Genomic DNA, 22,915 nt, shown 5'->3' with positions numbered 1-22,915 from the left:
GAAACGAGCAGTTGGCAGCCGCCGTCAGTTCAGATAGGGAGACCAGGAAGGCTCACGGACTTCGCCCTGAGCGACAGGAAGCGGGAGCCGTACGCGACCATTGGTGGACACGAGCATGAGCACCCCCCTGCCCTGTTGGCGGGTGGCGTAGATTAGCATGGTGCCATTGGGCGCAACAGTGGGCGACTCGTCCAGACTGGTCTCGCCGGAGAGGATGCGCGGGGCACCACCACGCTGCAGGTCCATGGCAGCCACCTTGAACACGGTGAAACCATCCTGGCGGTGGATCATGACAAGGGTGCGTTCATCCGCGGACAGCTTCGGGTTGGCGTTGTAGTTGCCGACGAAGGTCACCCGCTCGACACCACCACCGAGGCCGGTCTTGTAGATCTGCGGCTTGCCGCCACGATCCGAGGTGAAGTAGATGGTCTGGCCGTCCTTGCCCCAGAAGGGCTCGGTATCGATGGCCGGGCTATTGGTCACGCGGCGCACCTGACGGCTGCCCATGTCCATCACGTAGATCTCCGGGTTGCCGTCGCGCGACAGCACGAAGGCCAGGCGATTGCCGTCCGGCGACCAGGCCGGGGCGCCGTTGAGGCCCTCGAAGTTGGTGATCTGCTCGCGGCGGCCGGTGTCGATGTGCTGGACGAAGATCCGCGGACGCTGCTGCTCGAACGACACGTAGGCCACCCGGCGGCCATCCGGCGCGAAGCTCGGCGACAGGATCGGTTCGCGCGACTGCAACAGGGTCACCGCCCGCGCGCCGTCATAGTCGGAGCGCTGCAGGGTGTAACGGGTGTTGTTGGCAGAGAAGCGTTCGGCGGTGACGTAGAGCATGCGGGTCGAGAAGGCGCCCTTGATGCCGGTGAGCTTCTCGAACGACTGGTCGGCGATGTAGTGCGCCATGTCGCGCAATTGGGCCGTCGTGCCGCCGACGCTGCCGGTGAGCATCTGCTGCTCGGTGGTGACGTTGAACAGCGCGTACTGGATCTGCACGCCGCCACCGTTGGGTACCATGCTGCCGGTGAGCACGTACTGGGCGCCCAGCGCCTTCCAGTCACGGTAGATGACCTCGCTGGCCTGGCTCGGCAGGCTGATCATGTTCTGGCGCGGGATCGGCTCGAAGTAGCCGGAGTTGCGCAGGTCCTTGCCGATGATCTCGGCCATGTCCTCGGGCAGCACGGCGCCGCCCTGCGAGCCGAACGGCACCACGGCAATCGGGATGGCGCGATCGGTACCGCTGGAAACCACCAGCGGGTCGGCCGCTTTCGCCACACCGGCGAGCAGCGCCAGGCCCAGTAGGGCCATGCGGATCAGGGTGTTCACAGGCTCAAGTCCTCCGGTTTGAATATCATGCGACGCTGACGATACATCTTGTCGAAGGTCGCGCGGTCCAGCTGCTGCAGCTCGGGGATACGACCGACATTGCGCACTGCGGCAACTGCCGAGTTGTCGAAGGCCGTATCACCGCTGGAGCGATTCACACGTGCGTTGGTGATGGTGCCGTCGGGCAGCATCTGGATCAGCACTTCCACGCTCATGCCGTTGCGTGCCGACGGCGGACGCCGCCACTGCTGGCTGACCAGATTGATGATCAGGTCATCCAGGTTGCCGGCCACCTGGTCGCCGACGCTGTCAGCCAGCGCCTGCTGGTGCTGCACATCGTCGGCCAGCAGCTCGGCCAGCGCAGCCGCTTTCTTGTCTTCCGTGGCCTTGCGAGAAGCATCGGCCGCGGCTTTCTTCTTCGCGTCCTCGGCCGCCTTGCTCTTCGCGGCATCGGCTGCAGCCTTTTTCTTCGCTTCCTCGGCTGCCTTCTTCTTGGCATCCTCGGCGGCTTTCTTCTTCGCCGCCTCTTCCGCTGCCTTTTTCTTGGCCGCCTCGTCTGCCGCCTTCTTCTTCGCCGCTTCCTCGGCAGCCTTCTTCTTGGCGATGTCGGCCTGTTGCTTCTGCTCGGCGGCCTTCTTCTCAGCTTCCGTCTTGGCCTTGGCTGCAGCGACTTCCTTCTGCTTCTGCGCCTCGGCGGCCTTGGCCTGCTCGGTCTTTCGAGCCTCTTCGGCCCTCTTTTGCTCCGCCGCCTTGGCCGCCGCCAGTCGCTGCTGCTCGACCTTCTTCTGCTCCATCTGCTCGGTTTCGTACTGCGGCGCCGCAGTCTTCTTCGCCTCGCCGGCAATTTTCTGGTTGGTCTGCACGGTCGCCTGGCTCTGCGACTTGAGCTGGTACAGGGTCGCCTGCACGATCGGCCGCGACGGCGGCAGTTCCGGGGTCATCGAGAAGCTGACGAACAGCATGGCAAAGATCAGGACGTGCAGACCCACTGCCCAGATGGTCGGCCAAAAATAGCTTTCCGGGGAAGAGCGCTCACGCTGCTGCATCAGGGCGCCTCGGTAATCAGCCCGACGTTGCCCACGCCAGCCTGTTGCAGACCGCCCATGGCCGCCATCACCGCGCCGTAGTCAACCGCCTTGTCACCGCGGACGAAGACCTGGACCTGTTTACCCTGACTCCGACTCTGGTTCATGATCGCGGTCACCGCCTGGGTCATCTGCTCCAGGGTCAGGGCGCTGTCCTGCACGGTGTCGGTATCGACCTCGCTACCCATGTTCCAGTAATAGGTCTTGTCGGCCTTGATCGAGATGGTCAGTACCTGGGCGTTGTTGTCCTGCGGCAACGCCTCGCTGCCCACCTTGGGCAGGTCGACCTTGACCCCCTGGTTGAGCATCGGCGCGGTCACCATGAAGATCACCAGCAGCACCAGCATCACGTCGATATAGGGCACGACGTTCATCTCGGCGACCGGCTTGCGTCTGTTGCGAATTCTGGCCATGAGGGGTCTCAGTCGTCCGAGGTGTGCACCTTGCGATGCAGGATGGCCTGGAACTCATCGGCGAAGGTGTAGTAGCGGCCGATGAACATCTCGCCGCGGGCTGCGAAGCGGTTGTAGGCGATGACCGCCGGAATGGCGGCGAACAGGCCGATGGCGGTGGCGATCAGCGCCTCGGCGATACCCGGCGCCACGGTGGCGAGGGTCGCCTGCTGCACCTGGGCCAGGCCGCGGAACGAGTTCATGATCCCCCACACGGTACCGAACAGGCCGATATAGGGACTGGTGGAACCGACGGTGGCGAGGAACGGCAGGCTCTGCTCGAGCTTCTCTTCCTCGCGCGAGATCGCCACGCGCATGGCGCGGTTGACGCCGTCCATCACCGCATCCGGGTCGACCCCCGGCTGCTGGCGCAGGCGCGAGAACTCCTTGAAGCCGGCACGGAATATCTGCTCGACACCGGAGTCCGGGTCGGGGTTGCTGCCGGCCTGGCGATACAGCTTGGACAGGTCGATGCCCGACCAGAAGCGCTCCTCGAAGGTATCCAGCCCGCGCTTGGCGGCACGCAGCAGGGCGCTGCGCTGGAAAATCATGATCCACGAAGTGACCGAGGCAGCCACCAGGATCAGCATCACCAGTTGCACCACGAAACTGGCATTGCTGATCAGGCTCCACATGGACATATGGTCAACGGCGTTGGCTTCCACGCTTACTCTCCTGCAGGGGATAGACCCGCGCCAGCGAAGGCTGCACGCAGCGCTTCGGGTATGGCCCGGGGTTTGAAACTGTCGGCGCGCACACAGGCCACCATGATCTGCCCTTCACAGAGCAGCGTCGCATCGCTTGTCCGCCACACCTGCTGACGAAAGCGCAGGCTGGCACGGTTGAGCTCGATGATTTCGGCACTGACCCGCAGCTCGTCGTCCAGCCGCGCCGGCGCCAGGTAGCGCGCCTCGGCCGAATGCACGACGAACAGCAGGTTCTCCGCCGCCAGTTGCGACTGGGCACAGCCCAGTGCGCGCAACCATTCGGTGCGAGCCCGCTCCATGAACTTGAGGTAATTGACGTAATAGACGACGCCGCCCGCGTCGGTGTCTTCGTAATAGACCCGACAGGCATGGGTGAACGGCTGTCCCTCGTGTTGCGCGCGCATACTCTAGTCTCGGCTCCTCCGGTTGCCAACGGCCGTGGCAACTATTTTTTCCGTCAATCGTCGGCGCCAGACAGGCCGGCGTCACTGATCTGGCTCAGGCGCCCCGGCACATTGAGGCCGAAGTGCAGGTAGGCGTGACGGGTCACCACCCGGCCGCGCGGCGTGCGCATGATGTAGCCCTGCTGGATCAGGTAGGGCTCGAGCACGTCCTCGATGGTGTGGCGCTCCTCGCTGATCGCCGCCGCCAGGCTGTCGATACCCACCGGACCGCCATCGAACTTGTCGATCATGGTCAGCAGCAGGCGGCGGTCCTGGTGATCGAAGCCGTGGGCGTCGATGTCCAGCAGGTTCAGCGCGCGATCGGCGATCGCCAGGCTGATCTCGCCCTGACCGCGCACCTCGGCAAAATCGCGCACCCGGCGCAGCAGGCGGTTGGCGATGCGCGGTGTGCCGCGCGCGCGACGGGCAATCTCGAAGGCGCCCTGGGCGTCGATGGGCAGACCGAGAATCCCCGCCGAACGGGTGACGATGGTCGACAGATCCTCGACATTGTAGAACTCCAGACGCTGGACGATGCCGAAGCGGTCGCGCAGCGGGTTGGTCAGCATGCCCGCGCGGGTGGTCGCGCCGATCAGGGTGAACGGCGGCAGGTCGAGCTTGATCGAGCGCGCCCCCGGTCCCTCGCCGATCATGATGTCGAGCTGGTAGTCCTCCATCGCCGGGTAGAGCACCTCCTCGACGATCGGCGACAGGCGATGAATCTCGTCGACGAACAGCACGTCGCCCGGCTCGAGGTTGGTCAGCAGCGCCGCCAGATCGCCTGGGCGCTCCAGCACCGGGCCGGAGGTGCTCTTGATCGACACGCCCATTTCCTGGGCGATGATGTTGGCCAGGGTGGTCTTGCCGAGGCCCGGCGGGCCGAAGATCAGCGTGTGGTCCAGCGCTTCCGCCCGGCCTCTGGCCGCCTGGATGAACAGCTCCATCTGTTCGCGCACGCCGGGCTGGCCGATGTACTCGGCCAGCTTCAGCGGGCGGATGGCGCGATCCTGCTGCTCCTCGCGTTCGCGCGGCGCAGCCGTGATCAGGCGGTCGGCTTCAATCATCTGGGGTCATCCACGGGTTCAGGCCATGCCCTTGAGGGCACGGCGGATCAGTTCTTCGCTGGACAGATCGTCCTCGTCCACCAGACTGACGGCGCGACTGGCCTCCGCTGGCTTGAAGCCGAGGGCCACCAGGGCGCTCACCGCATCGCTCTGTGCGCTTGAGACCGCTGCCGCGCGCGCAGGTTCCACCACCAGCGGGGCAATCGACGGCATCGACTCCCAGACCTTGAAGCGATCCTTGAGTTCGACCAGCAGGCGCTCGGCGGTCTTCTTGCCAACGCCCGGCACCTTGGTCAGCGCCGAGGTATCCTCCGCCTGCACGCAGCGCACCAGCTCGTCCACCTCCAGCGCCGACATCAGCGCCAGCGCCAGCTTGGGACCGACGCCGTTGAGGCGGATCAGCTCGCGAAACAGCTCGCGCTCGCGCTTGCTGGAGAAACCATAGAGCAGATGGGCGTCCTCGCGCACCACCAGGTGGGTATGCAGGGTCAGCGGCTCGCCCACCGCCGGCAGACGATAGAGCGTGGTCATCGGCACTTCCAGCTCGTAGCCGATACCGCCGACATCGACGATCAGGTGGGGTGGTTGCTTTTCCGCCAGGGTGCCGCGCAGGCGTCCGATCATGCTGTGCTGTCCTTCAATCAGAGACGCAGCCGCCCGCCGCGCCGGCGCGCGGTGGACAGGCCATGGGGAAGCAGGCTCTGCCGGTGATGGGCATGGCAGAGGGCGATGGCCAGGGCATCGGAGGCGTCGATCTGCGGCTTCTGCACCAGCTTGAGCAGGTGCATGACCATCAACTGCACCTGCTGCTTGTCCGCCGCGCCGGTACCGACGATGGCCTGCTTGACCTGGGTGGCGGTGTACTCGTCGACCGACAGCCCCTCCTCCATCGCCGCGACGATGGCCGCGCCGCGGGCCTGACCGAGCTTGAGCGCCGAGTCGGCGTTGCGCGCCATGAACACCTGCTCGATGCCGAGCATCACCGGGCCGTGCAGGCGGATCACCTCGCGCACGCCGCGATAGACCTTCTGCAGCCGCTCGGGCAACGGCCCGTCGCCGGTGCGGATGCAGCCCGAGGCGACATACTCGCAGCCGCGCCCGGTGTCGCGCACCACGCCGTAGCCGGTGATGCGCGAACCGGGGTCGATGCCGAGAATCAGGGTCATGCGGAGTCATCCAGCCGAGTCGGGCAGTGGCCCGCCACAACCGATAGCCACTGTCTATTTATCCAGCCGCGAGTATAGGTGGAGCATGCCGCGCCGTCACGTCCGGCAAGCCGGCCCATGACGCCTCTCCCAAAAACAAAGCCGGAAGAGCATTCACTCTTCCGGCTGTGCATGCCCCGCAGGATCGTCGACCTCAGCCGAGCTGCTCCATGATCTCGTCGGGAATCTCGGCGTTGTGGTAGACGTTCTGCACGTCGTCGAGGTCCTCGAGCATGTCGATCAGCTTGAGCACCTTCTGCGCGGTTTCCAGGTCGGCGACCGGCGCGGTGATCGACGGGATCATCGCCACTTCGGCCTCGTCGCCCTTGAAGCCGGCGGCGGTCAACGCCTCGTTGACCGCGAGGAAGTCGGCGAAGCTGGTGAACACGTCCATCGAGCCGTCGTCGTTGGTGACGATGTCGTCGGCGCCGGCCTCCAGCGCCGCTTCCATCAGTGCGTCCTCGTTGACGCCCGGGGCGAAGCTGATCTGACCCTTGCGGTCGAACATGTAGGCCACCGAGCCGTCGGTGCCCAGGTTGCCGCCGCACTTGCTGAAGGCATGGCGCACTTCGGCCGCGGTGCGGTTGCGGTTGTCGGTCATCGCCTCGATGATGATCGCCACGCCGCTGGGCGCGTAGCCCTCGTAGCTCAGCTCGACCATGTTGTCGGCTTCGCTGGAGCCGGCGCCACGGGCGATGGCGCGCTCGATGGTGTCGCGGGTCATGTTGGCGGTCAGCGCCTTGTCCACCGCCAGGCGCAGGCGCGGGTTGTCGGCCGGCACGCCGCCACCATGCTTGGCCGCAACGGTCAGTTCGCGGATCAGCTTGGTGAAGATCTTGCCGCGCTTGGCGTCCTGACGTTCCTTACGGTGTTTGATGTTGGCCCATTTGGAATGACCTGCCATGACTCTCTCCGTCGTGTTTCTGGTGGATCTTGTACTTTTGCAACCCCTGAACTGAAGGAGCCTGGCATAACCAGGCTCCTTCGGGGCGACTTATTCGGCCTTGGGCTGCTCGCGCAGGCGAATGTTCAGCTCGCGCAACTGCTTGTTGTCCACGGTGCCCGGCGCCTGGGTCATCACGCAGGCGGCGCTCTGGGTTTTCGGGAAGGCGATCACATCGCGAATCGAATGGGAGCCGGTCATCAGCATCACCAGACGGTCGAGACCGAAGGCCAGACCACCGTGCGGCGGCGCACCGAACTTCAGGGCGTCGAGCAGGAAGCCGAACTTCTCCTGCTGCTCGGCCTCGTCGATGCCGAGGATGCGGAATACCGCTTCCTGCATGTCCTTGCGATGGATACGGATCGAGCCGCCGCCCAGCTCGGTGCCGTTGAGCACCATGTCGTAGGCGCGCGACAGGGCGGCACCCGGGTTGGCGGCCAGCTCTTCCGGCGAGCACTTGGGCGCGGTGAACGGGTGGTGCAGCGCGGAGAACGAACCGTCGTCGTTTTCCTCGAACATCGGGAAGTCGACCACCCACATCGGCGCCCACTGGCAGGTCAGCAGGTTGAGGTCGTGACCGAGCTTGATGCGCAGGGCACCGAGGGCTTCGGAAACGATCTTGGCCTTGTCGGCGCCGAAGAACACGATGTCGCCGTCGACCGCACCGACGCGATCGAGGATCACGTTGAGGTTGGCTTCCGGGATGTTCTTGACGATCGGCGACTGCAGGCCTTCGACGCCCTTGGCGCGCTCGTTGACCTTGATGTAGGCCAGGCCCTTGGCGCCGTAGATGCCGACGAACTTGGTGTAGTCGTCGATCTGCTTGCGCGGCATGCTCGCGCCGCCAGGGACGCGCAGGGCGGTCACGCGGCACTTGGGATCGTTGGCCGGGCCGGCGAACACCTTGAACTCCACATCCTTGAGCTGGTCCTCGACATCGACCAGTTCCATCGGGATGCGCAGGTCCGGCTTGTCCGAGCCGTAGCGGCGCATGGCCTCGGAGTAGGGCATGTGCGGGAATTCGCCGAACTCGACGTCGAGCACTTCCTTGAACAGCTTGCGGATCATCTTCTCGGTCAGACCGATGATGTCGGCCTCGTCGAGGAAGCTGGTCTCGATGTCGATCTGGGTGAATTCCGGCTGACGGTCGGCGCGCAGGTCCTCGTCGCGGAAGCACTTGGCGATCTGGTAGTAACGGTCGAAGCCGGCGACCATCAGCAGCTGCTTGAACAGCTGCGGCGACTGCGGCAGGGCGAAGAAGCTGCCGGCGTGGGTGCGGCTCGGCACCAGGTAGTCGCGCGCGCCTTCCGGAGTGGCACGGGTGAGGATCGGCGTCTCGACGTCGAGGAAGCCGTTGTCGTCCAGGTAGCGACGGATGCTGCTGGTGATGCTCGAGCGCAGCTTGAGCTTCTCGGCCATCTCCGGGCGACGCAGATCGATGAAGCGGTAGCGCAGGCGGGTTTCCTCGCCGACGTCGGTGTACTCGTTGAGCGGGAACGGCGGGGTTTCCGCCTCGTTGAGCACTTCCAGCTCGTAGCCGAGCACCTCGATGGCGCCGCTGGCCATGTTCGGGTTGACCGCACCGGCCGGACGCAGGCGCACCTTGCCGGTCAGCTTGACCACGTACTCGCTGCGCACGCGGTCGGCCTTGGCGAAGGTCTCGGCGCGATCCGGATCGAACACCACCTGGGCCAGACCTTCACGGTCGCGGATGTCGAGGAAGATCACCCCGCCGTGGTCGCGACGGCGATGGACCCAGCCGCACAGGGTGACTTCCTGGCCGTCCAGGCTTTCGTTGAGTTGGCCGCAATAGTGGCTGCGCATCATGGTCGGTTCGCTTCTCAAAAGTCAGTCGTAAATTCCGCACGGCGGTCGATCCGCGGCTGCCAGGCAACCGCTGCCGCCCCAGGCGCCGACCTGCCGCAAACACGCGGGCGGCGACAGGCCTTGCCGTGATAAAGGGCGGGGATTATAGCCTGAAACAATCCCGCGGCGCAGGCCCTGTGCCCCGCACCGCCCGCATGCCGGCGACATCCCCGCACGCCCAGTACCGCTCTGCAGCACGGCGCAATTGAGCGCCCGCAGCCTTTACGGTTAAATAGCCGCCGCGTCGCGGCAGCTCGCGCACCTGTTCGCCGAGCCTGTCCCGCGCCGTCCGGTCTGACCTGAATACCCTGGCGCCATCCCTTTCCGCCTCGCCGTCGTCATGTCCGGACGCAATCGTCTGTGTCTGTTGGTTACCAAGGTGAAATCTTTGAGCATATTGAAAACCGTCCACCTCTTGTCGGGCGCGGCCGCCCTGCTGCTGTCCATCGTTCCCAGCCTGCGCGCCGACGCCCTGCCCTGGCTGCAACAGCCGGACTCCCTGTACCTGGCCTTCACCGGCCTGGCCAACCTGCTGGTCGCACCGCTGGTCGCTGGCGCCCGCCAGCGCCTGCAAGGCGCCGCCAGCACCCTGCTGGTCCTCGCCGTGGTCCTGCAAAGCCTGGCGCTGATGGTGCCACTGAGCAGCATCGGCGGGCAGCCGGCGGAGCTGTTCACCCTGCTGGCCGTCGCCCTCGCCGCCCTCATGCAATTGATCCCGCAGCCGAGTGCCGCTCCTGCGGCTGCCGCGCCGGCGACCCAGCAGACCGCTCCCTCCCGCCCCAGCACGGCACCCAGCCCAAGCGCCAAGGCACCTGCCGCCAAGGCCACCGCCACCCGCCGCAGCGAGCCGGACAGCGAGCGCGAGACCGGCACGGTGAAGTGGTTCAACACCTCCAAGGGCTTCGGCTTCATCTCCCGCGACCGCGGCGAGGACATCTTCGTGCACTTTCGCGCCATCCGCGGCGAAGGTCACCGGGTGCTGGTCGAGGGCCAGCGCGTGGAGTTCTCCGTGGTCCAGCGCGACAAGGGCCTGCAGGCCGAGGATGTAACGATCATCGACTGATCCGCACACTCCCGACGCCACAACGACAGAGCCCGCCATTTTGGCGGGCTCTGTCGTTGTGGCGAGGATGACTCAGTAGTGCGGCGGCGGGGCTTCATCCTCCACCGGGCCGATCTGCCCGGCCAGGTCGGCCTGCCGGGCAGCCAGCGCCTCGAGCTGACGCTGCATGCGGTCGATCAGCCGATTCTGCGCCAGCAGCTCGTCGCTCAGCTGCTGCAGGGCGTCATCCTGGAACGCCAGGCGGGTTTCCAGTTCGGTGATGCGCTGCTCCAGACTCATACCGCCTCCTGCGCGAAGCGGAAGTCTGCGGAACCCAGCACCAGCTTCAGCCGGTCGCGCACTTCCTTCACCTGGTCCTCGGTGTACGGCTGCGCCGGCTGGTGCCCCCATACCGGCGCCGGCCAGGCGGCATCGCCGCGACGGCGGGCGATCACGTGCATGTGCAGCTGGCTGACCATGTTGCCGAGACTGGCGACGTTCATCTTGTCGGCCTTGAAGGTGTCCTTGAGCACTTCGGCGAGCAGATTGGTTTCGTGCCACAGCGAACGCTGGTCGACTTCGTCCAGCTGGAACAGCTCGCTGACCTCCTCGCGGCGTGGCACCAGGATGAACCAGGGATAGCTGGCGTCATTCATCAGCAGCAGGCGGCACAGCGGGAAGTCACCGACGTGCAGGGTGTCCTGCTGCAGACGGGGATCGAGGGCAAACATGGCGGCTATCTCCTGGTGGTTCGGCGATGCGCGCCAGTGTGCCACAGCTCGCTAGGCAACTGGCGGCAGGTTGCGCGGCAGCCAGACCGCGACTTCGAGCCCGCCCAGCGCTGCCTCGCCAAGCCGGATCTCGCCACGGTGCAGCTCGACGATGCGCTGCACGATCGACAGCCCCAGTCCCGCCCCCTGCCCCTCGCCCTGGCGATAGAAGCGCCGGAACAGCTGCTCGCGCTGCTCGGCCGGCACCCCCGGCCCGCTGTCGGCCACGCGCAGACAGACGCGCTGCGCCTCGGCCTGCAGACTGACCGCCACCAAGCCGCCGCGCGGGGTGTACTGCACGGCATTGCCGACCAGGTTCTGCAGCAGGGTGCCCAGGCTCGGCGCATCGGCCCGCAGGCGGTAGTCGGCCGCCTCGTCGTAGTCGAGGCTCAGCTCCTGCTCGCGCTCCAGGGCCAGCGGGATCAGTTCGGCTAGCTCCTCGCGCACGTAGGGCGCCAGATTCAGCATCGCCATGCTGCGCTGCAGGGCATCCGGCTCGAGACGTGCCAGAGTCAGCAGCTGGGTCACCACCCGGGTGGCGCGCTCCACGCCGGTGCCCAGCTGCTGCAGGGCGGCGGTGCGGTCAGCGGCTTCCGGTGCCTCCAGCGCGTTCTGGGCATGGATGCGCAGCACCGCCAGCGGCGTGCGCAACTCGTGGGCGGCATCGGCGAGAAAGCGCTTCTCGCGCTCCAGCAGGGTGGTGACCTGCTGGAGCAGACGATTGAGCGCGGCGACCATCGGTTCCAGCTCCTGCGGCAACGGTGCCAAGGTCAGCGGCGCGAGATTCTCCGCATCGCGCGCCTTGATCAGCCCCACCACCTGCTGCAGCGGGCGCAGGCCCAGACCGATGGCCGACCAGACCAACAGCGCCAACAGCGGCAGGCCGATCAGGTCCGGCAGCAGGCTGCGCAGCGTGATGCTGCCGACCAGCTCGCCGCGCACATCCTCCCGTTCGGCGACCAGGATCCAGTGCCGGTCGACCACGTCCTGACGCAGGAACAACCGCCAGTAGCTGTCATCCACACGGACATCGTGATAACCGGCCAGCCGTGTCCCCAGCGCCGACAGCGGCTCTGCCTTGCCGAGCGCGTGGCCGGTCTCGCCCAGTTGCTGGAGCAACTGCGGCAGCAGGTTCGGCGGTGCGCTGGCCGAGCGCAGCAGGGACTGGCCGCGCTCATCGAGCACCAGGAAGGCCAGCTTGGTTTCGTAGCGGTGGCCCTCGGCGCCAGCGGCCGGCCCCTCTGGAGCATGCTCGACCTGCAGCGCCGCATCCAGCGCCTGCTGCATGGCGGCACGGGTGGCCGGAGGCAGATCGCGGCCGACCATGCCCTCGAGCAGGCGTGCGCCCTGCGCCAGCTGAGCGTCGAACAGCTCCTCGATCTCGTGCTGGGCGTCGCTGTAGCTGCGCCAGGAAATCAGCGTCAGGGCAATGCACAGCACCCCCAACACCAGCGCCAGGGTCCGCGAACGGATCGAACGCAACCTCATGCCTTGTCCACCAGGTAGCCGACGCCGCGCACGGTACGGATCAGCTCGGGAAAGAACTTCTTGCGCAGATGGTGCACATGCACCTCGAGGGCGTTGCTCTCCACCTCCTCGCCCCAGCCATACAGCACCTGCTGCAGCTTGTCGCGGGTCAGCACGCGGCCCGGCTGAGCCAGCAGCTCATGGAGGAGGAGAAATTCCTTGCGCGCCAGATTGACCGGCGTGCCCTGGTAGCTCACCTGCTGACTGTCGGGCTCGATGCGGATGCCGCGGTACTCCAGCGCCGGCTGGGCGCGGCCGAAACTGCGCCGCAGCAGGGCACGCAGACGCGCCTTGAGTTCGGCCACATCGAAGGGTTTGATCAGGTAGTCGTCGGCGCCGGCATCCAGCCCGGCGATGCGGTCGCTGGTGGCATCGCGGGCGGTGAGCACCAGCACCGGCATGGCGCTGCCGGCCGTGCGCAGGCGGCGCAATACCTCCAGGCCGTCCATGCGCGGCAGACCGAGATCCAGCACGCACAGCTCGAAGCTCTCGTGACTCAGGGCATGCAGGGCGCTGGCGCCATCCTGCAGCCAGTCCACCGTGTAGCCCTCGGGCTTGAGCGCGGTACGGATGCCCTCGCCCAGCGCCTTGTCGTCTTCCACCAGCAATATCCGCATGCAGCACTCCTGTGTTCGGCCTACTCCGGCAACCGCTACCTGTATTCAATCAAAAAAACGCCGAGCCGGCGGAAGTGTCTCACCTCCGCCGGCTCGGCGAGCAGTTCGGACCGGGACTATCGCCCCCTCGATCAGTTCAGCTTGGCGCGTGCCTTGTCCAGCAGCGCCTGCGCTTCCTGGCGGCGGCCGGCATCGGCCACTTCACGGCCGGGGCGCGGCAGTGCGGCCAGGGCCTTTTCCAGCGCCTTCTCGGCCTCGGCATAGCGCTTCTCGCCCAGCAGGAAATCGCCGTAGAAGTAGTTCGGGTCGATGCCGTCGGGATTCAGGCTCAGCGCCTGCTTGAGCAACTGCTCGGCGCGCTCGTCGTCGCCGAAGCCGACCGGCCAGCCCGGCACCTGATAGTAGAGCGAGCCGAGGCTGGTGTAGGCCGAGCCGTCGAGGGCCTTGGCATCCAGCTTGATCGCCTGCTCGAACTGGCCGCGCGCCTGCTTGACCAGGTCCAGCGCGCCCAGTCCACCCTTGGCGCCCGCCCAGGTGCTGAGGATGATGCCGCGCCAGATCAGCAGCTCGGGCGCCTGCGGCTCGGCCTTGAGGGCGACCTCGGCCTCGCCGGCCAGCTTGGCGAACGCTGCCTCGCGCTGCGCCTCGGGCAGCTGATAGTTGATTTCGGCCCAGCGGGTCTGCAACTGCTTGAGGCTTTGCGCACCGGCGGCAGTCAGGGCGAGGCTCGGCAGACTGAGCAGCAGGGCACCACCCAGAATCAGGGCGCGCACGAGGGATTTCGACATGGTTCTACTCCACTCACGGGAAAGATCAGGGCTTGTTGCGGGCAAAGCGCTGGATGATCGGCAGCTGCTTGCGCAGCGCCTGATCCACCACCCGCGGCAGCAGACTGTTGAGGCGCACGAAGAGCTTTTCCGGCCAACCCAGATAGAGTTCCTCGCTCTCGCGGACGATGGCCTTCACCACGGCATCGGCCACCAGGGCCGGGTCGTCCATGGCCACCTTCAGCTCGTCGTTCATCGCCACCACGCTCTGCTCGTTCATGCTGGTACGGGTGGCGCGCGGGGCGATGTACATCACCTTGACCCGAGTGTCGGCCAGCTCGCGGCGCAGCGCCTCGGAGAAGCCGCGCAGGGCGAACTTGCTCGCGCAGTAGGCGGAAAAGCCCGGATAGCCGATCGAGCCGAAGGTCGAACCGATGTTCACCACCAGCGCCTGGTCCTGCTCGCGCAGCATCGGCAGCAGGCGATGGGTGAGCTGCAGGGTGGCGGTGACGTTGAGCTGGACCAGCGTCGCCAGGGCCTCCTCGTCGTGCTGTTCGAGCATGCTGAAGTGGTTGATCCCCGCCGCGTTGATCAGCAGATTGATGCCGCCGAAGCGCCGCGCGGCCTGCAGCACCAACTCACGCCCGGCGCTGGCGGTGATGTCGGCGCAGACGCTCTCGGCACGGCCGTGGCACTGCGTCACCAGTTGCTCGAGACGACTCGCCTGACGGCCAACCAGCAGCACCCGCGCGCCGTCGGCGCACAGGCGCTCGGCCAGCAACTGGCCAATGCCACCGGTGGCCCCGGTGAGCAGCACGCGACACTCAGACAGCTGCATGCTGGCTCTCCCGGGGCAGCGGCAGGCTGCGGAACAGGTCGCCGTACAGGCGATAGACCACCCGCGCCGTGTGCACCACCGCGGCCTGGTCGGCCGCATCGTCGAGGCGATCCATCAGCGTCTTGAAGAACTCGACATGACTGATATCCAGGCTGCCGTGGGAGGTCAGGTAGCTGAAGGCCTGGTCCGGCAACTGCAGGCGATCCTGGATGATTCCGGCGACCTGGGTCGCGAGGGCGATGCTGGTGCCCTCCAGCACGTTGACCATGCCGAAGAAGCTCACCGGGTTGTCGCGAGCGATGCGGTCGTAGACGTAGCTGACCATCAGCTCGGTCGGCAGGTTGGGCGTGGCGTTGCGCACCGCCTCGGCATCGGCGCCACAGGCGCGGATGTCGTTGAGGATCCACTCCTGGTGGCCGTACTCCTCCTCGATGTACTCGGCGATCGCGCCGCGCAACCACTCCAGCCGCTCCGGCAGGCGCGCCCCGCAGGCCATCAGCAGCGGCACGGTGTGCTTGACGTGGTGGTAGGCCTGACCGAGGAAGGCCACGTAGCTATCGAGGCTGATCCGCCCGGCCAGGACCTCGGCGAAGATCGGTGCAGCCAGCAGGTATTCGCGCTCGGCCTGGGTCTGTTCTTGCAGGGACTCGTAGAAACTCATCAGTACGCTTCCTCTAAATGTTCTGTACGGCCATCAGGTTGTCGATGGCGTTCTGGTAATGCTGCAACAGGGCGGCGCGGCGCAGCCGGCCGTTGGCCGTGGCCAGGCCGTTGGCCTCGCTGAACGGCTGCGCGGCGCGCAGCCAGTGATGGACGCGGGCGTAATCGGGCAGTCCGGCATTGACCTGATCGATGGCGGCCTGCAGATCGCCGTCCGCCAGCTCGCCGCTGCGCGGCACAATCACCGCGACGTTGGCCGCCAGCGCCTCGCCGTACAGCCAGGCCTGGGCAATCGGCAACTGCTGGACCAGCTCCGCCTCGACCCACTCGGGATTGACGTTGCGGCCGAAGGCGGTGACGAACTGGTGCTTCTTGCGCCCGTGCAGGACCAGGAAACCGTCCTCCCAGTGGCCCAGATCGCCGCTGCCCAGCCAGCCGTCCGCCAGCGGCGGTTCGCCCAGGTAGCCGAGCATGCAGGCGCCACGCACCAGCACCTCGCCATCGTCCGCCAGCCTGACCTCGGCATGCGCCAGCGGCTGACCGACCGTACCGATGCGCCGCTGCTCGGGGCTGTTCAGGCAGACCACCGAAGCGCACTCGGACAGCCCGTAGCCCTCGAACACCGGCAACCCCAGCGCCTCGGCGCGCTCGAGCAGCTGCGGCGCCACCCGCCCGCCGCCGACGGCGATGAAACGCAGCGAATCCGGCAGCGGCAGCCCCCGCTCCGCCGCCGTGACCAAGCCCAGCAGCAGCTGCGGCAGGAGGATCAGGCTGTTCGGGCGCAGGCGCGCCAGCGTGGCGAGGAAGACCGGCAGCTCGAACTGACTGGCGCCGCGCAGTCCGACCGCGGCCAGCGACGGCAGTTCGATGCGCGCGCCGAGCAGCAACGGCGTGTAGTTGCCGGCCAGGTTCTCCAGCAGGGTCGCCAGCGGCAGCACGCACAGGTGGCGCTCGATGGCGCGGCTGGCGAGGGTCTGGCGCAGGCTCTCGGCCACGGCAAGCATGGCGTCGACCGACAGACACACGCCCTTGGGCTGACCGGTAGTACCGGAGGTGTAGGTGATCTTCGCCGTACCGACCGGCAGCGCCGCGGCAGCGGCGACCGGACGCTGACACAGGCCGTCGCTGCCGGGCACGAAGCCCAGCTCGGTGAAAGCCTCGGGGTCAGCGGCGACCAGGCTATCGACGCCGGCGCTGTCGAGCACATGGCGCTGCTGCGCCGGCGAGAAGAACCCCGGCAGCGGCACGCAGACCACCCCGGCGAACAGCGCAGCCAGATCCCAGAGCAGCCAGTCCGGGCCGTTGTCCAGCGCGATGGCCAGGCGCCTTGCACTGCAGCGGTGCAAGATCGCCTGACGCGCAACAACTTCGTGCAACAGCTCGGCGTAACGCCACTGGCGCACACCGTCGCTCAGCGCAATACGCTCGCCATGGGCAGTCAGCCGCCGCCACAACCGCTCAACCGCAGGCGACATGGGCAAACTCCCTGTCCAGTACTTGAGCCGACTGGTAACCCAGTTGCCGATAGACCCCCATCGACAGCAGGCGCTGATGCGCGGCAAACACGTCTCCGACCATCACCTGCGGCTGGGTGGCGTAGTAGCTGCCCCAGTCGGCCAGCTCTTCGCCCAGGCGCTGCCCATCGGCAGATCCCAGATGCAACAGGCTCAAACCCAGGCGCTGGAAGCTGTTGAGCAGCAGCGACGTGCCGGTGAACGCCACCCAGCGAAAGCCCGCCGTCGCCAGCAGGTCGGTCAGCGCAACGATCAGCAGCCGGGCATGCCCGGCACCCAACGAAGCCAGGTTGCCGACCTCGGCGATCGCTCCGCGCGTGGGTTGACTGCCGCCATTGAGCTCGGCAATCCGCTGCTCGACCGGCACATCCAGATAACGCTCGAGAAACAGTGAACCACTCTGCCCACAGCGTACGCCAAGGGCCGCCTGCAACTGCTGCTGGTGGTCGTACAGCCCCAGCAGACAGGGCATGAAGTGCCGTATCCGAGCGCCATAATGCTCGGCAAAGCGCTCACCGATAAAGCTTTCCAGCTGCCTGCGACGCTCTGTGCACGGCTTTTGCATAGCAACCTGTAATGCAAGCTCGGCATGGGTGCCGATCGTTGCCAGATAATCATCCTGACCAGCCTGAAGCGCCGCCATGACAAGGCCTCTCGTCTTAAGGTATGGAGGCGATTCTGCGGCGACTGACTTAACGCAGTCTTAAGCACGGTGAGACGGACGTCACTTCCCGTGACTGGCAGCACTCCCAAGGCGACCGACCAGCGTGGTCTGCCCGTACTTCCGTGCTACTTAAGGAGCGTGATATAAGTTGTCGCCGACAATAAGAAAGTAGTGCTCTGCCAGACTGTGCTCGCAGAGCCACAAACACTTCAAAAAAAATACCAAGGGGCTATTCCTGATATGCAAATGATGAAACTGAGCGCCATCGCGTTCGCCATCGCCGCGAGCACCTCCCAGCTGGCCATGGCCAGCGCGCAGTCCGAGTCGAAAGGCTTCGTCGAGGACGGCAGTCTGGTTCTGCTGAACAAGAACTACTACTTCAACCGCGACTTCCGTAACAACACTGGCGGCCAGAGCTACCGCGAAGAGTGGGCCCACGGCGTTCTGGCCACCTTCGAGTCCGGCTACACCCAGGGCACCGTCGGCTTCGGTGTCGACGCGCATGGCGCGGTGGGCATTAAGCTGGACAGCGGTGGCGGTACCAGCGGCACCGGCCTGCTGCCCACTTCCAGCGAAGACGGCCGCGCCCAGGACGATTACTCCTACGCTGGCGGCGCCGTGAAGGCGCGCATCTCCAACACCGAGCTGAAATACGGCAACCTGATCCCGGCCTCCCCGGTGTTCGCCACCGGCACCGCCCGCCTGTTCCCGGGCACCGCCACCGGTTTCCAGCTGCTGAGCAGCGAGATCGACGGCCTGAGCCTCGACGCCGGCCACTTCACCGCCATCCGCGACGGCAGCCGCGAAACCAACAGCGACGGCGAGATCACCACTGCCTACGACGGCCTTGGCTTCAGCGCCAACAGCGCCGACTACCTGGGCGGTACCTACGCCTTCAGCGACAACTTCAGCGCCACCCTCTATGGTGCCCAGCTGGAAGACGTGTGGGACCAGTACTACGCCAACCTGAACTACAGCATCCCGCTGAGCGGCAGCCAGGCGCTGACCTTCGACGCCAACGTCTACGACACCAGCGAGACCGGTGACGAGAAGGCCGGCAAGATCGACAACACCACCTGGTCGCTGTCCGCCGCCTACACCCTGGGCGCGCACAAGCTCACCCTGGCTCACCAGCAGGTCGACGGCGACACCCCGTTCGACTACATCTCCATGGACGGCCGCAACGCCGGCGACTCGATCTTCCTGGCCAACTCGGTGCAGTACTCCGACTTCAACGCCCCGAACGAGAAGTCCTGGCAGCTGCGCTACGACCTGGACATGGCCGCCTACGGCGTACCGGGCCTGAGCTTCATGGCCCGCTACATCACCGGCGAGGACATCGACGGCACCGATGCCGACCCGACCGGCGCCTACACCTACTTCGGTGAAGGTGGCGAAGAGTGGGAGCGCAACCTGGAAGCCAAGTACGTGTTCCAGGAAGGCGCCGCCAAGGACCTGTCGATCCGCGTGCGTCACTCTACCTGGCGCGCCAACGACGCAGGCAATGCAGCCCTGGGCAACGATCTCGACGAAATCCGCGTGATCACCGAGTACCCGCTGAGCATCCTGTAACGCCCAGCAGTTCACTCGCTGCAACGGAAGCCCGGCCCCGCGCCGGGCTTCCGCTTTTCCACCCCAGTACAGCCCATCCCCCTGCCCTGTACGCCACCAGACCCGCGCCGTACAATGCGGGCATTTTTCCGCTCAGCGAAACCGGATTCTCCAGCCCATGCGCACCAGCCAGTATCTGATCTCGACCCTGAAAGAAACCCCCTCCGACGCCGTGGTCATCAGCCACCAGCTGCTGCTGCGCGCCGGGATGATCCGCAAGCTCGCCTCCGGTCTGTACACCTGGCTGCCGATGGGCCTGCGCGTACTGCGCAAGGTGGAGAACATCGTGCGCGAGGAAATGAACGCCGCCGGTGCCCTCGAGGTGCTGATGCCGGCGATCCAGCCGGCCGAGCTGTGGCAGGAGTCCGGGCGCTGGGAGCAGTACGGCCCCGAGCTGCTGCGCATCAAGGACCGCCACGATCGCGAGTTCTGCGTCGGCCCGACCCATGAAGAGGTCATCACCGACCTGGCACGCAACGAGCTGAACAGCTACAAGCAGCTGCCGATCAACTTCTTCCAGATCCAGACCAAATTCCGCGACGAGATCCGTCCGCGCTTCGGCCTGATGCGCGGCCGCGAATTCCTGATGAAGGACGCCTACTCCTTCCACCTCAACCAGGAGTCGCTGCAGGAAACCTACGACCGCATGCACCAGGCCTACTGCAACGTGTTCACCCGCCTGGGCCTGAACTTCCGTCCGGTGCAGGCCGACACCGGCTCCATCGGCGGCACCGGCTCCCACGAGTTCCACGTGCTGGCCGAGTCCGGCGAAGACGACATCGCCTTCAGCGACAGCTCCGACTACGCCGCCAACATCGAGAAGGCCGAGGCCGTCCCACGCGAGACCGCCCGCGGCGCCGCCAGCGAGGAGCTGCGCCTGGTCGACACCCCGGATGCCAAGACCATCGACGAGCTGGTCGCCCAGTTCGGCGTGGCCATCGTCAACACCGTGAAGACCCTGGTGGTGCACGGCGCCGAAGAGGGCCAGCTGGTCGCCCTTATCGTCCGTGGCGACCACGAGCTGAACGAGATCAAGGCCGCCAACCTGGCCCAGGTCGCCAGCCCGCTGGTGTTCGCCTCCGAGGCCGAGATCCGCGCCGCCATCGGTGCCGGTCCCGGCTCGCTCGGCCCGCTGAATCTCAGCATCCCCTGCGTGATCGATCGCTCGGTCGCCCTGATCAACGACTTCGCGGCCGGCGCCAACGTCGACGGCAAGCACTACTTCGGCCTCAACTGGGAGCGCGACCTGCCGCTGCCGACCGTGGCCGACCTGCGCAACGTGGTCGCCGGCGACCCCAGCCCGGATGGCCAGGGCACCCTGGAGATCAAGCGCGGCATCGAGGTCGGCCACATCTTCCAGCTCGGCACCAAGTACAGCGAGGCGCTCAAGCTGACCGTGCTCAACGAGATCGGCAAGCCGGTGACCCTGACCATGGGCTGCTATGGCATCGGCGTCTCCCGCGTGGTGGCTGCCGCCATCGAGCAGAACTGGGACGAACGCGGCATCCTCTGGCCCGAGGCGCTGGCGCCGTTCCAGATCGCCATCGTGCCGATGAAGTACGAGAACGCCGCCGTCAAGGAAGCGGCCGACTGCCTGTACGCCGAACTGACCGCCGCCGGCTACGAAGTGCTGTTCGACGACCGTGACAAGAAGACCAGTCCGGGCGTCAAATTTGCCGACATGGAACTGATCGGCATCCCGCACCGCATCGTGGTCAGCGAACGCGGCCTCGCCGAGTCGGTTCTGGAATACAAGGGCCGTCGCGACAGCGAGGCGCAGAGCGTTCCGCTCGCCGAGATCCAGGCCTTCCTCGCTGCCCGCCTCAACCGTTAAAAGAGATCATGCCCAGACGCTGTCATCGCCTTGCCGGCGCCGCCTTGTGCGGCGCCGTGTTCCTCACCGGTTGTGCCAACCAGCTGCCCCAGCGCAGCGAACTCGAGGAGCGGGTCGAGCGCAAGCTGCTCGACCACAGCCTGCAGATCGACGCCGGTACTTCGCTGCAGCTCGAGCTGCCGCAACGCCGTGTGCGCGTCCAGGAGCAGAAGACCTTCGAGGTCACCCCGTTCGAGGTGACCCGCCGCTACCAGCGCTACACCCCCTACCAGCCCTGGCGCGAACTCTACGAGATCCCGCTGGGCGCACTGGCGGTGGTCGCCGGCATCGGCGCCAACGTGCTCAACGTGCCGCTGCTCGGCCGTCTGCCAGAAAGCGCCACCCGCGGCTGGATCGGCTACGGCTTCGCCGGCCTCAACCCGTTCATGAACGCCGAATCCAATGGTCGCGCACAGCAGAACCTGGCGGCCGTGGACGAACAGCAGGGCGAAACCCGCCTGGAATACTCCAGCCTGCCCTGGGCCGAACGCCCGGTGCTGGTCACGGCCGGCGAGCAGACCCACGAACTGACCACCAACCGCCACGGCGTGCTGCGCTTGAACCTGCTGGACAGTCCGTTCGCCGAGCAGGATCTGGGGCCCATCGGCAAGCTGCAACTGAGCGTGGAAGATCCTCAGGACCAGACCCGCGCCGACCTCACCCTGCTGGTCAGCCGGTCGCTGCGCGGGCGCCTGCAGGAAGCCCACACGCTGATCTACGAAGACCTCGAAGACAGTGACGTGGCGCGCTGGGTCCATCGGGTCAAGCGCCTGTCCGAACTGGGCCTGGAAGAGGAAGCCAGCGAGTTGGAGCAGAGCCTGCTCGAACTCACCCGCAACGACCCGGAACTGCAGCAGGAGCTGGTCCAGGCACTGCTCAAGGATGCCGGGCGAGCCGCTGCGGCCCCTGGCAGCGACGGTTAATCCGCCGGGCGGCGCAGCTCCGCCAAGCGGGCCTTCAGCCCCGCCCCCGTCTGCTCGCCGGGTAGCTGCTCCAGCACCCGGCCCTGCGGATCGATCAGCCAGGTCACCGGCAACACCTGGCTCGGCGTCAACCCCAGCCGCGGCGCAGGGTCACTGGCCAATACGGTGAAGCGGATGCCCAGTTGCTCGGCCGCCGTGCGCAGTTCCTCGCCCTGCAGGGCATCGAAATTCACCCCCAGCACCCGCACCTGCTGCGCCTGCAGCTCCTCGGCCAGGCCGTTCAGCTCGGGAATTTCCTTGCGGCAGGGACCACACCACTCCGCCCAGTAGTTGATCACCAGCCAACGCCCCTCCAGCTCGGCCGCCGCAACCTGGCGCCCGTGCTGATCGACGCCCCAGTCGGCCTCGCCGCAACCGGCCAGCAGCAAGCTGACACCCGACAGCAGCACCCGCGACCATGACATCCCCATAGCTACCCGCTCCCATTCGCTCGTCTCTCGCGCAGGGTCCGCGCGCAAATTGCGTACCCGGTCACCTGCAGCATCGTGCTGAACCACAGTCTCCACCCCGCAGGGCTTTTTATAATTCTGACGCCAACTCAACTGCCATCAGAGGTCCGCATGCTTTCCAACCACGACCAGCTGCTCCATGCCTTGAGCACACCTCAACTGGACGCGGCCCGCAAGCACAGCGGCAACCGGGGCAACCGCGTCGTCGAGCTGGAAGTCGCCGCCTGGCTGCATCTGCCCGGTCTCAGCAACCTGCCGGTATCGCTGATCGTCAGCTATCTCGACGGTGACCAGTCTCGTGAAGTCCCGATCGACCACGGCCGCATCGATCCGCAGCAGCGCATCCTGCTCTCCGGGGTCGCCCGCCTGCCACTACAGAAGGCGCTCGAAGGCGTCGAGCTGCGCCTGCGCTGCGCGGTGGTACCGCACAGCATCAAGGTCGAGGACATCTTCGTGCAACCCATCGAACCCGCCCCGTCCCGACAACTGAACATCGCCTGAACCCGCGC

General features: G+C 66.3%; 25 protein-coding genes. 5 read left to right on the top strand and 20 right to left on the bottom strand.

Going from position 1 to position 22,915, the window contains the following annotated elements; genetic code table 11:
- Positions 1 to 24 precede the first annotated feature (24 nt).
- The 10 genes from tolB to aspS all read right to left on the bottom strand — a co-directional run bounded on the left by tolB (position 25) and on the right by aspS (position 9,052).
- Positions 25 to 1,326 carry a Tol-Pal system beta propeller repeat protein TolB gene (gene tolB / locus BMZ19_RS16985; RefSeq protein ID WP_090312771.1) on the bottom strand — a complete coding sequence of 434 codons (1,302 nt, stop codon included), beginning with the start codon at positions 1,324 to 1,326 and terminating at the stop codon, positions 25 to 27.
- Positions 1,323 to 2,375: a cell envelope integrity protein TolA gene (tolA, locus tag BMZ19_RS16980; protein ID WP_090312770.1), complete on the bottom strand. Its 1,053-nt coding sequence runs from the start codon at positions 2,373 to 2,375 to the stop codon at positions 1,323 to 1,325. Before tolA ends, tolB begins: the two co-directional genes overlap by 4 nt.
- Positions 2,372 to 2,824, bottom strand: coding sequence for a protein TolR (gene tolR / locus BMZ19_RS16975; protein WP_090312769.1), 453 nt, complete (start codon positions 2,822 to 2,824; stop codon positions 2,372 to 2,374). Before tolR ends, tolA begins: the two co-directional genes overlap by 4 nt.
- Before the next feature lie 8 nt (positions 2,825 to 2,832).
- Positions 2,833 to 3,528 carry a protein TolQ gene (tolQ, locus tag BMZ19_RS16970; RefSeq protein WP_090312768.1) on the bottom strand — a complete coding sequence of 232 codons (696 nt, stop codon included), beginning with the start codon at positions 3,526 to 3,528 and terminating at the stop codon, positions 2,833 to 2,835.
- 2 nt (positions 3,529 to 3,530) lie between these two features.
- A complete protein-coding gene (gene ybgC, locus BMZ19_RS16965) occupies positions 3,531 to 3,974 on the bottom strand; it encodes a tol-pal system-associated acyl-CoA thioesterase (RefSeq protein ID WP_090312767.1) in 444 nt (147 codons plus the stop codon).
- A 53-nt stretch (positions 3,975 to 4,027) separates the two neighbouring features.
- Positions 4,028 to 5,077 carry a Holliday junction branch migration DNA helicase RuvB gene (gene ruvB, locus BMZ19_RS16960; RefSeq protein WP_090312766.1) on the bottom strand — a complete coding sequence of 350 codons (1,050 nt, stop codon included), beginning with the start codon at positions 5,075 to 5,077 and terminating at the stop codon, positions 4,028 to 4,030.
- Between the two features lie 18 nt (positions 5,078 to 5,095).
- The gene (ruvA, locus tag BMZ19_RS16955; protein WP_090312765.1) at positions 5,096 to 5,701 is read right to left on the bottom strand and encodes a Holliday junction branch migration protein RuvA; all 606 of its coding nucleotides are present in this window, start codon (positions 5,699 to 5,701) and stop codon (positions 5,096 to 5,098) included.
- A 17-nt stretch (positions 5,702 to 5,718) separates the two neighbouring features.
- Entirely contained in the window at positions 5,719 to 6,243 is a 525-nt protein-coding gene (ruvC, locus tag BMZ19_RS16950; protein ID WP_090312764.1) for a crossover junction endodeoxyribonuclease RuvC, read from the bottom strand.
- Between the two features lie 193 nt (positions 6,244 to 6,436).
- Entirely contained in the window at positions 6,437 to 7,186 is a 750-nt protein-coding gene (locus BMZ19_RS16945; RefSeq protein ID WP_090312763.1) for a YebC/PmpR family DNA-binding transcriptional regulator, read from the bottom strand.
- Between the two features lie 90 nt (positions 7,187 to 7,276).
- The gene (gene aspS / locus BMZ19_RS16940; RefSeq protein ID WP_090312762.1) at positions 7,277 to 9,052 is read right to left on the bottom strand and encodes an aspartate--tRNA ligase; all 1,776 of its coding nucleotides are present in this window, start codon (positions 9,050 to 9,052) and stop codon (positions 7,277 to 7,279) included.
- Between the two features lie 433 nt (positions 9,053 to 9,485).
- On the opposite strand from aspS, the gene BMZ19_RS22845 reads away from it, so the two are divergent.
- Positions 9,486 to 10,154 carry a cold-shock protein gene (locus BMZ19_RS22845; RefSeq protein ID WP_090312833.1) on the top strand — a complete coding sequence of 223 codons (669 nt, stop codon included), beginning with the start codon at positions 9,486 to 9,488 and terminating at the stop codon, positions 10,152 to 10,154.
- 72 nt (positions 10,155 to 10,226) lie between these two features.
- Here the strand turns inward: BMZ19_RS22845 and BMZ19_RS16930 are convergent, their stop codons facing one another.
- The 9 genes from BMZ19_RS16930 to BMZ19_RS16890 all read right to left on the bottom strand — a co-directional run bounded on the left by BMZ19_RS16930 (position 10,227) and on the right by BMZ19_RS16890 (position 17,469).
- The gene (locus tag BMZ19_RS16930) at positions 10,227 to 10,433 is read right to left on the bottom strand and encodes a SlyX family protein (protein WP_090312761.1); all 207 of its coding nucleotides are present in this window, start codon (positions 10,431 to 10,433) and stop codon (positions 10,227 to 10,229) included.
- Positions 10,430 to 10,864, bottom strand: a complete 435-nt coding sequence (locus BMZ19_RS16925) for an HIT family protein (RefSeq protein WP_090312760.1) — start codon at positions 10,862 to 10,864, stop codon at positions 10,430 to 10,432. The genes BMZ19_RS16930 and BMZ19_RS16925 overlap by 4 nt, the downstream gene beginning before the upstream one ends.
- A 51-nt stretch (positions 10,865 to 10,915) precedes the next feature.
- On the bottom strand, positions 10,916 to 12,391 hold the full coding sequence (locus tag BMZ19_RS16920) for an ATP-binding protein (protein WP_170847797.1): 1,476 nt from the start codon (positions 12,389 to 12,391) through the stop codon (positions 10,916 to 10,918).
- Positions 12,388 to 13,047: a response regulator gene (locus tag BMZ19_RS16915; RefSeq protein ID WP_090312758.1), complete on the bottom strand. Its 660-nt coding sequence runs from the start codon at positions 13,045 to 13,047 to the stop codon at positions 12,388 to 12,390. Before BMZ19_RS16915 ends, BMZ19_RS16920 begins: the two co-directional genes overlap by 4 nt.
- 131 nt (positions 13,048 to 13,178) lie before the next feature.
- On the bottom strand, positions 13,179 to 13,835 hold the full coding sequence (locus BMZ19_RS16910; protein ID WP_090312757.1) for a tetratricopeptide repeat protein: 657 nt from the start codon (positions 13,833 to 13,835) through the stop codon (positions 13,179 to 13,181).
- Between the two features lie 25 nt (positions 13,836 to 13,860).
- The gene (locus tag BMZ19_RS16905; protein ID WP_090312756.1) at positions 13,861 to 14,652 is read right to left on the bottom strand and encodes an SDR family oxidoreductase; all 792 of its coding nucleotides are present in this window, start codon (positions 14,650 to 14,652) and stop codon (positions 13,861 to 13,863) included.
- Complete coding sequence (locus BMZ19_RS16900) at positions 14,639 to 15,313, bottom strand: iron-containing redox enzyme family protein (RefSeq protein ID WP_090312755.1); 675 nt, start codon at positions 15,311 to 15,313, stop codon at positions 14,639 to 14,641. Before BMZ19_RS16900 ends, BMZ19_RS16905 begins: the two co-directional genes overlap by 14 nt.
- Before the next feature lie 13 nt (positions 15,314 to 15,326).
- Positions 15,327 to 16,787 (bottom strand): AMP-binding protein, encoded by a 1,461-nt coding sequence (locus tag BMZ19_RS16895; protein WP_090312754.1) that lies wholly within the window; start codon positions 16,785 to 16,787, stop codon positions 15,327 to 15,329.
- Positions 16,771 to 17,469, bottom strand: a complete 699-nt coding sequence (locus BMZ19_RS16890; RefSeq protein ID WP_090312753.1) for a thermostable hemolysin — start codon at positions 17,467 to 17,469, stop codon at positions 16,771 to 16,773. The genes BMZ19_RS16895 and BMZ19_RS16890 overlap by 17 nt, the downstream gene beginning before the upstream one ends.
- 261 nt (positions 17,470 to 17,730) lie before the next feature.
- Here BMZ19_RS16890 and BMZ19_RS16885 point away from each other — a divergent pair, with 261 nt between their 5' ends.
- The 3 genes from BMZ19_RS16885 to BMZ19_RS16875 all read left to right on the top strand — a co-directional run bounded on the left by BMZ19_RS16885 (position 17,731) and on the right by BMZ19_RS16875 (position 21,897).
- Complete coding sequence (locus BMZ19_RS16885) at positions 17,731 to 19,062, top strand: OprD family porin (RefSeq protein WP_090312752.1); 1,332 nt, start codon at positions 17,731 to 17,733, stop codon at positions 19,060 to 19,062.
- Between the two features lie 157 nt (positions 19,063 to 19,219).
- Positions 19,220 to 20,935 (top strand): proline--tRNA ligase, encoded by a 1,716-nt coding sequence (locus BMZ19_RS16880; protein ID WP_090312751.1) that lies wholly within the window; start codon positions 19,220 to 19,222, stop codon positions 20,933 to 20,935.
- Between the two features lie 8 nt (positions 20,936 to 20,943).
- Positions 20,944 to 21,897: a hypothetical protein gene (locus BMZ19_RS16875; RefSeq protein WP_090312750.1), complete on the top strand. Its 954-nt coding sequence runs from the start codon at positions 20,944 to 20,946 to the stop codon at positions 21,895 to 21,897.
- On the opposite strand, the gene BMZ19_RS16870 is transcribed toward BMZ19_RS16875, so the two are convergent.
- A complete protein-coding gene (locus BMZ19_RS16870) occupies positions 21,894 to 22,367 on the bottom strand; it encodes a TlpA disulfide reductase family protein (RefSeq protein ID WP_090312749.1) in 474 nt (157 codons plus the stop codon). The two genes, BMZ19_RS16875 and BMZ19_RS16870, sit on opposite strands and share 4 nt — an antisense overlap.
- Before the next feature lie 150 nt (positions 22,368 to 22,517).
- On the opposite strand from BMZ19_RS16870, the gene BMZ19_RS16865 reads away from it, so the two are divergent.
- Positions 22,518 to 22,907, top strand: a complete 390-nt coding sequence (locus BMZ19_RS16865) for a hypothetical protein (protein WP_090312748.1) — start codon at positions 22,518 to 22,520, stop codon at positions 22,905 to 22,907.
- Positions 22,908 to 22,915 lie beyond the last annotated feature (8 nt).

Origin of the sequence: Pseudomonas linyingensis (genome assembly GCF_900109175.1) — a bacterium.
GTDB classification, from domain to species: domain Bacteria; phylum Pseudomonadota; class Gammaproteobacteria; order Pseudomonadales; family Pseudomonadaceae; genus Geopseudomonas; species Geopseudomonas linyingensis.
Note: the sequence above shows the minus strand (reverse complement) of the source record. Positions and strands in the feature narration are given on the sequence as shown.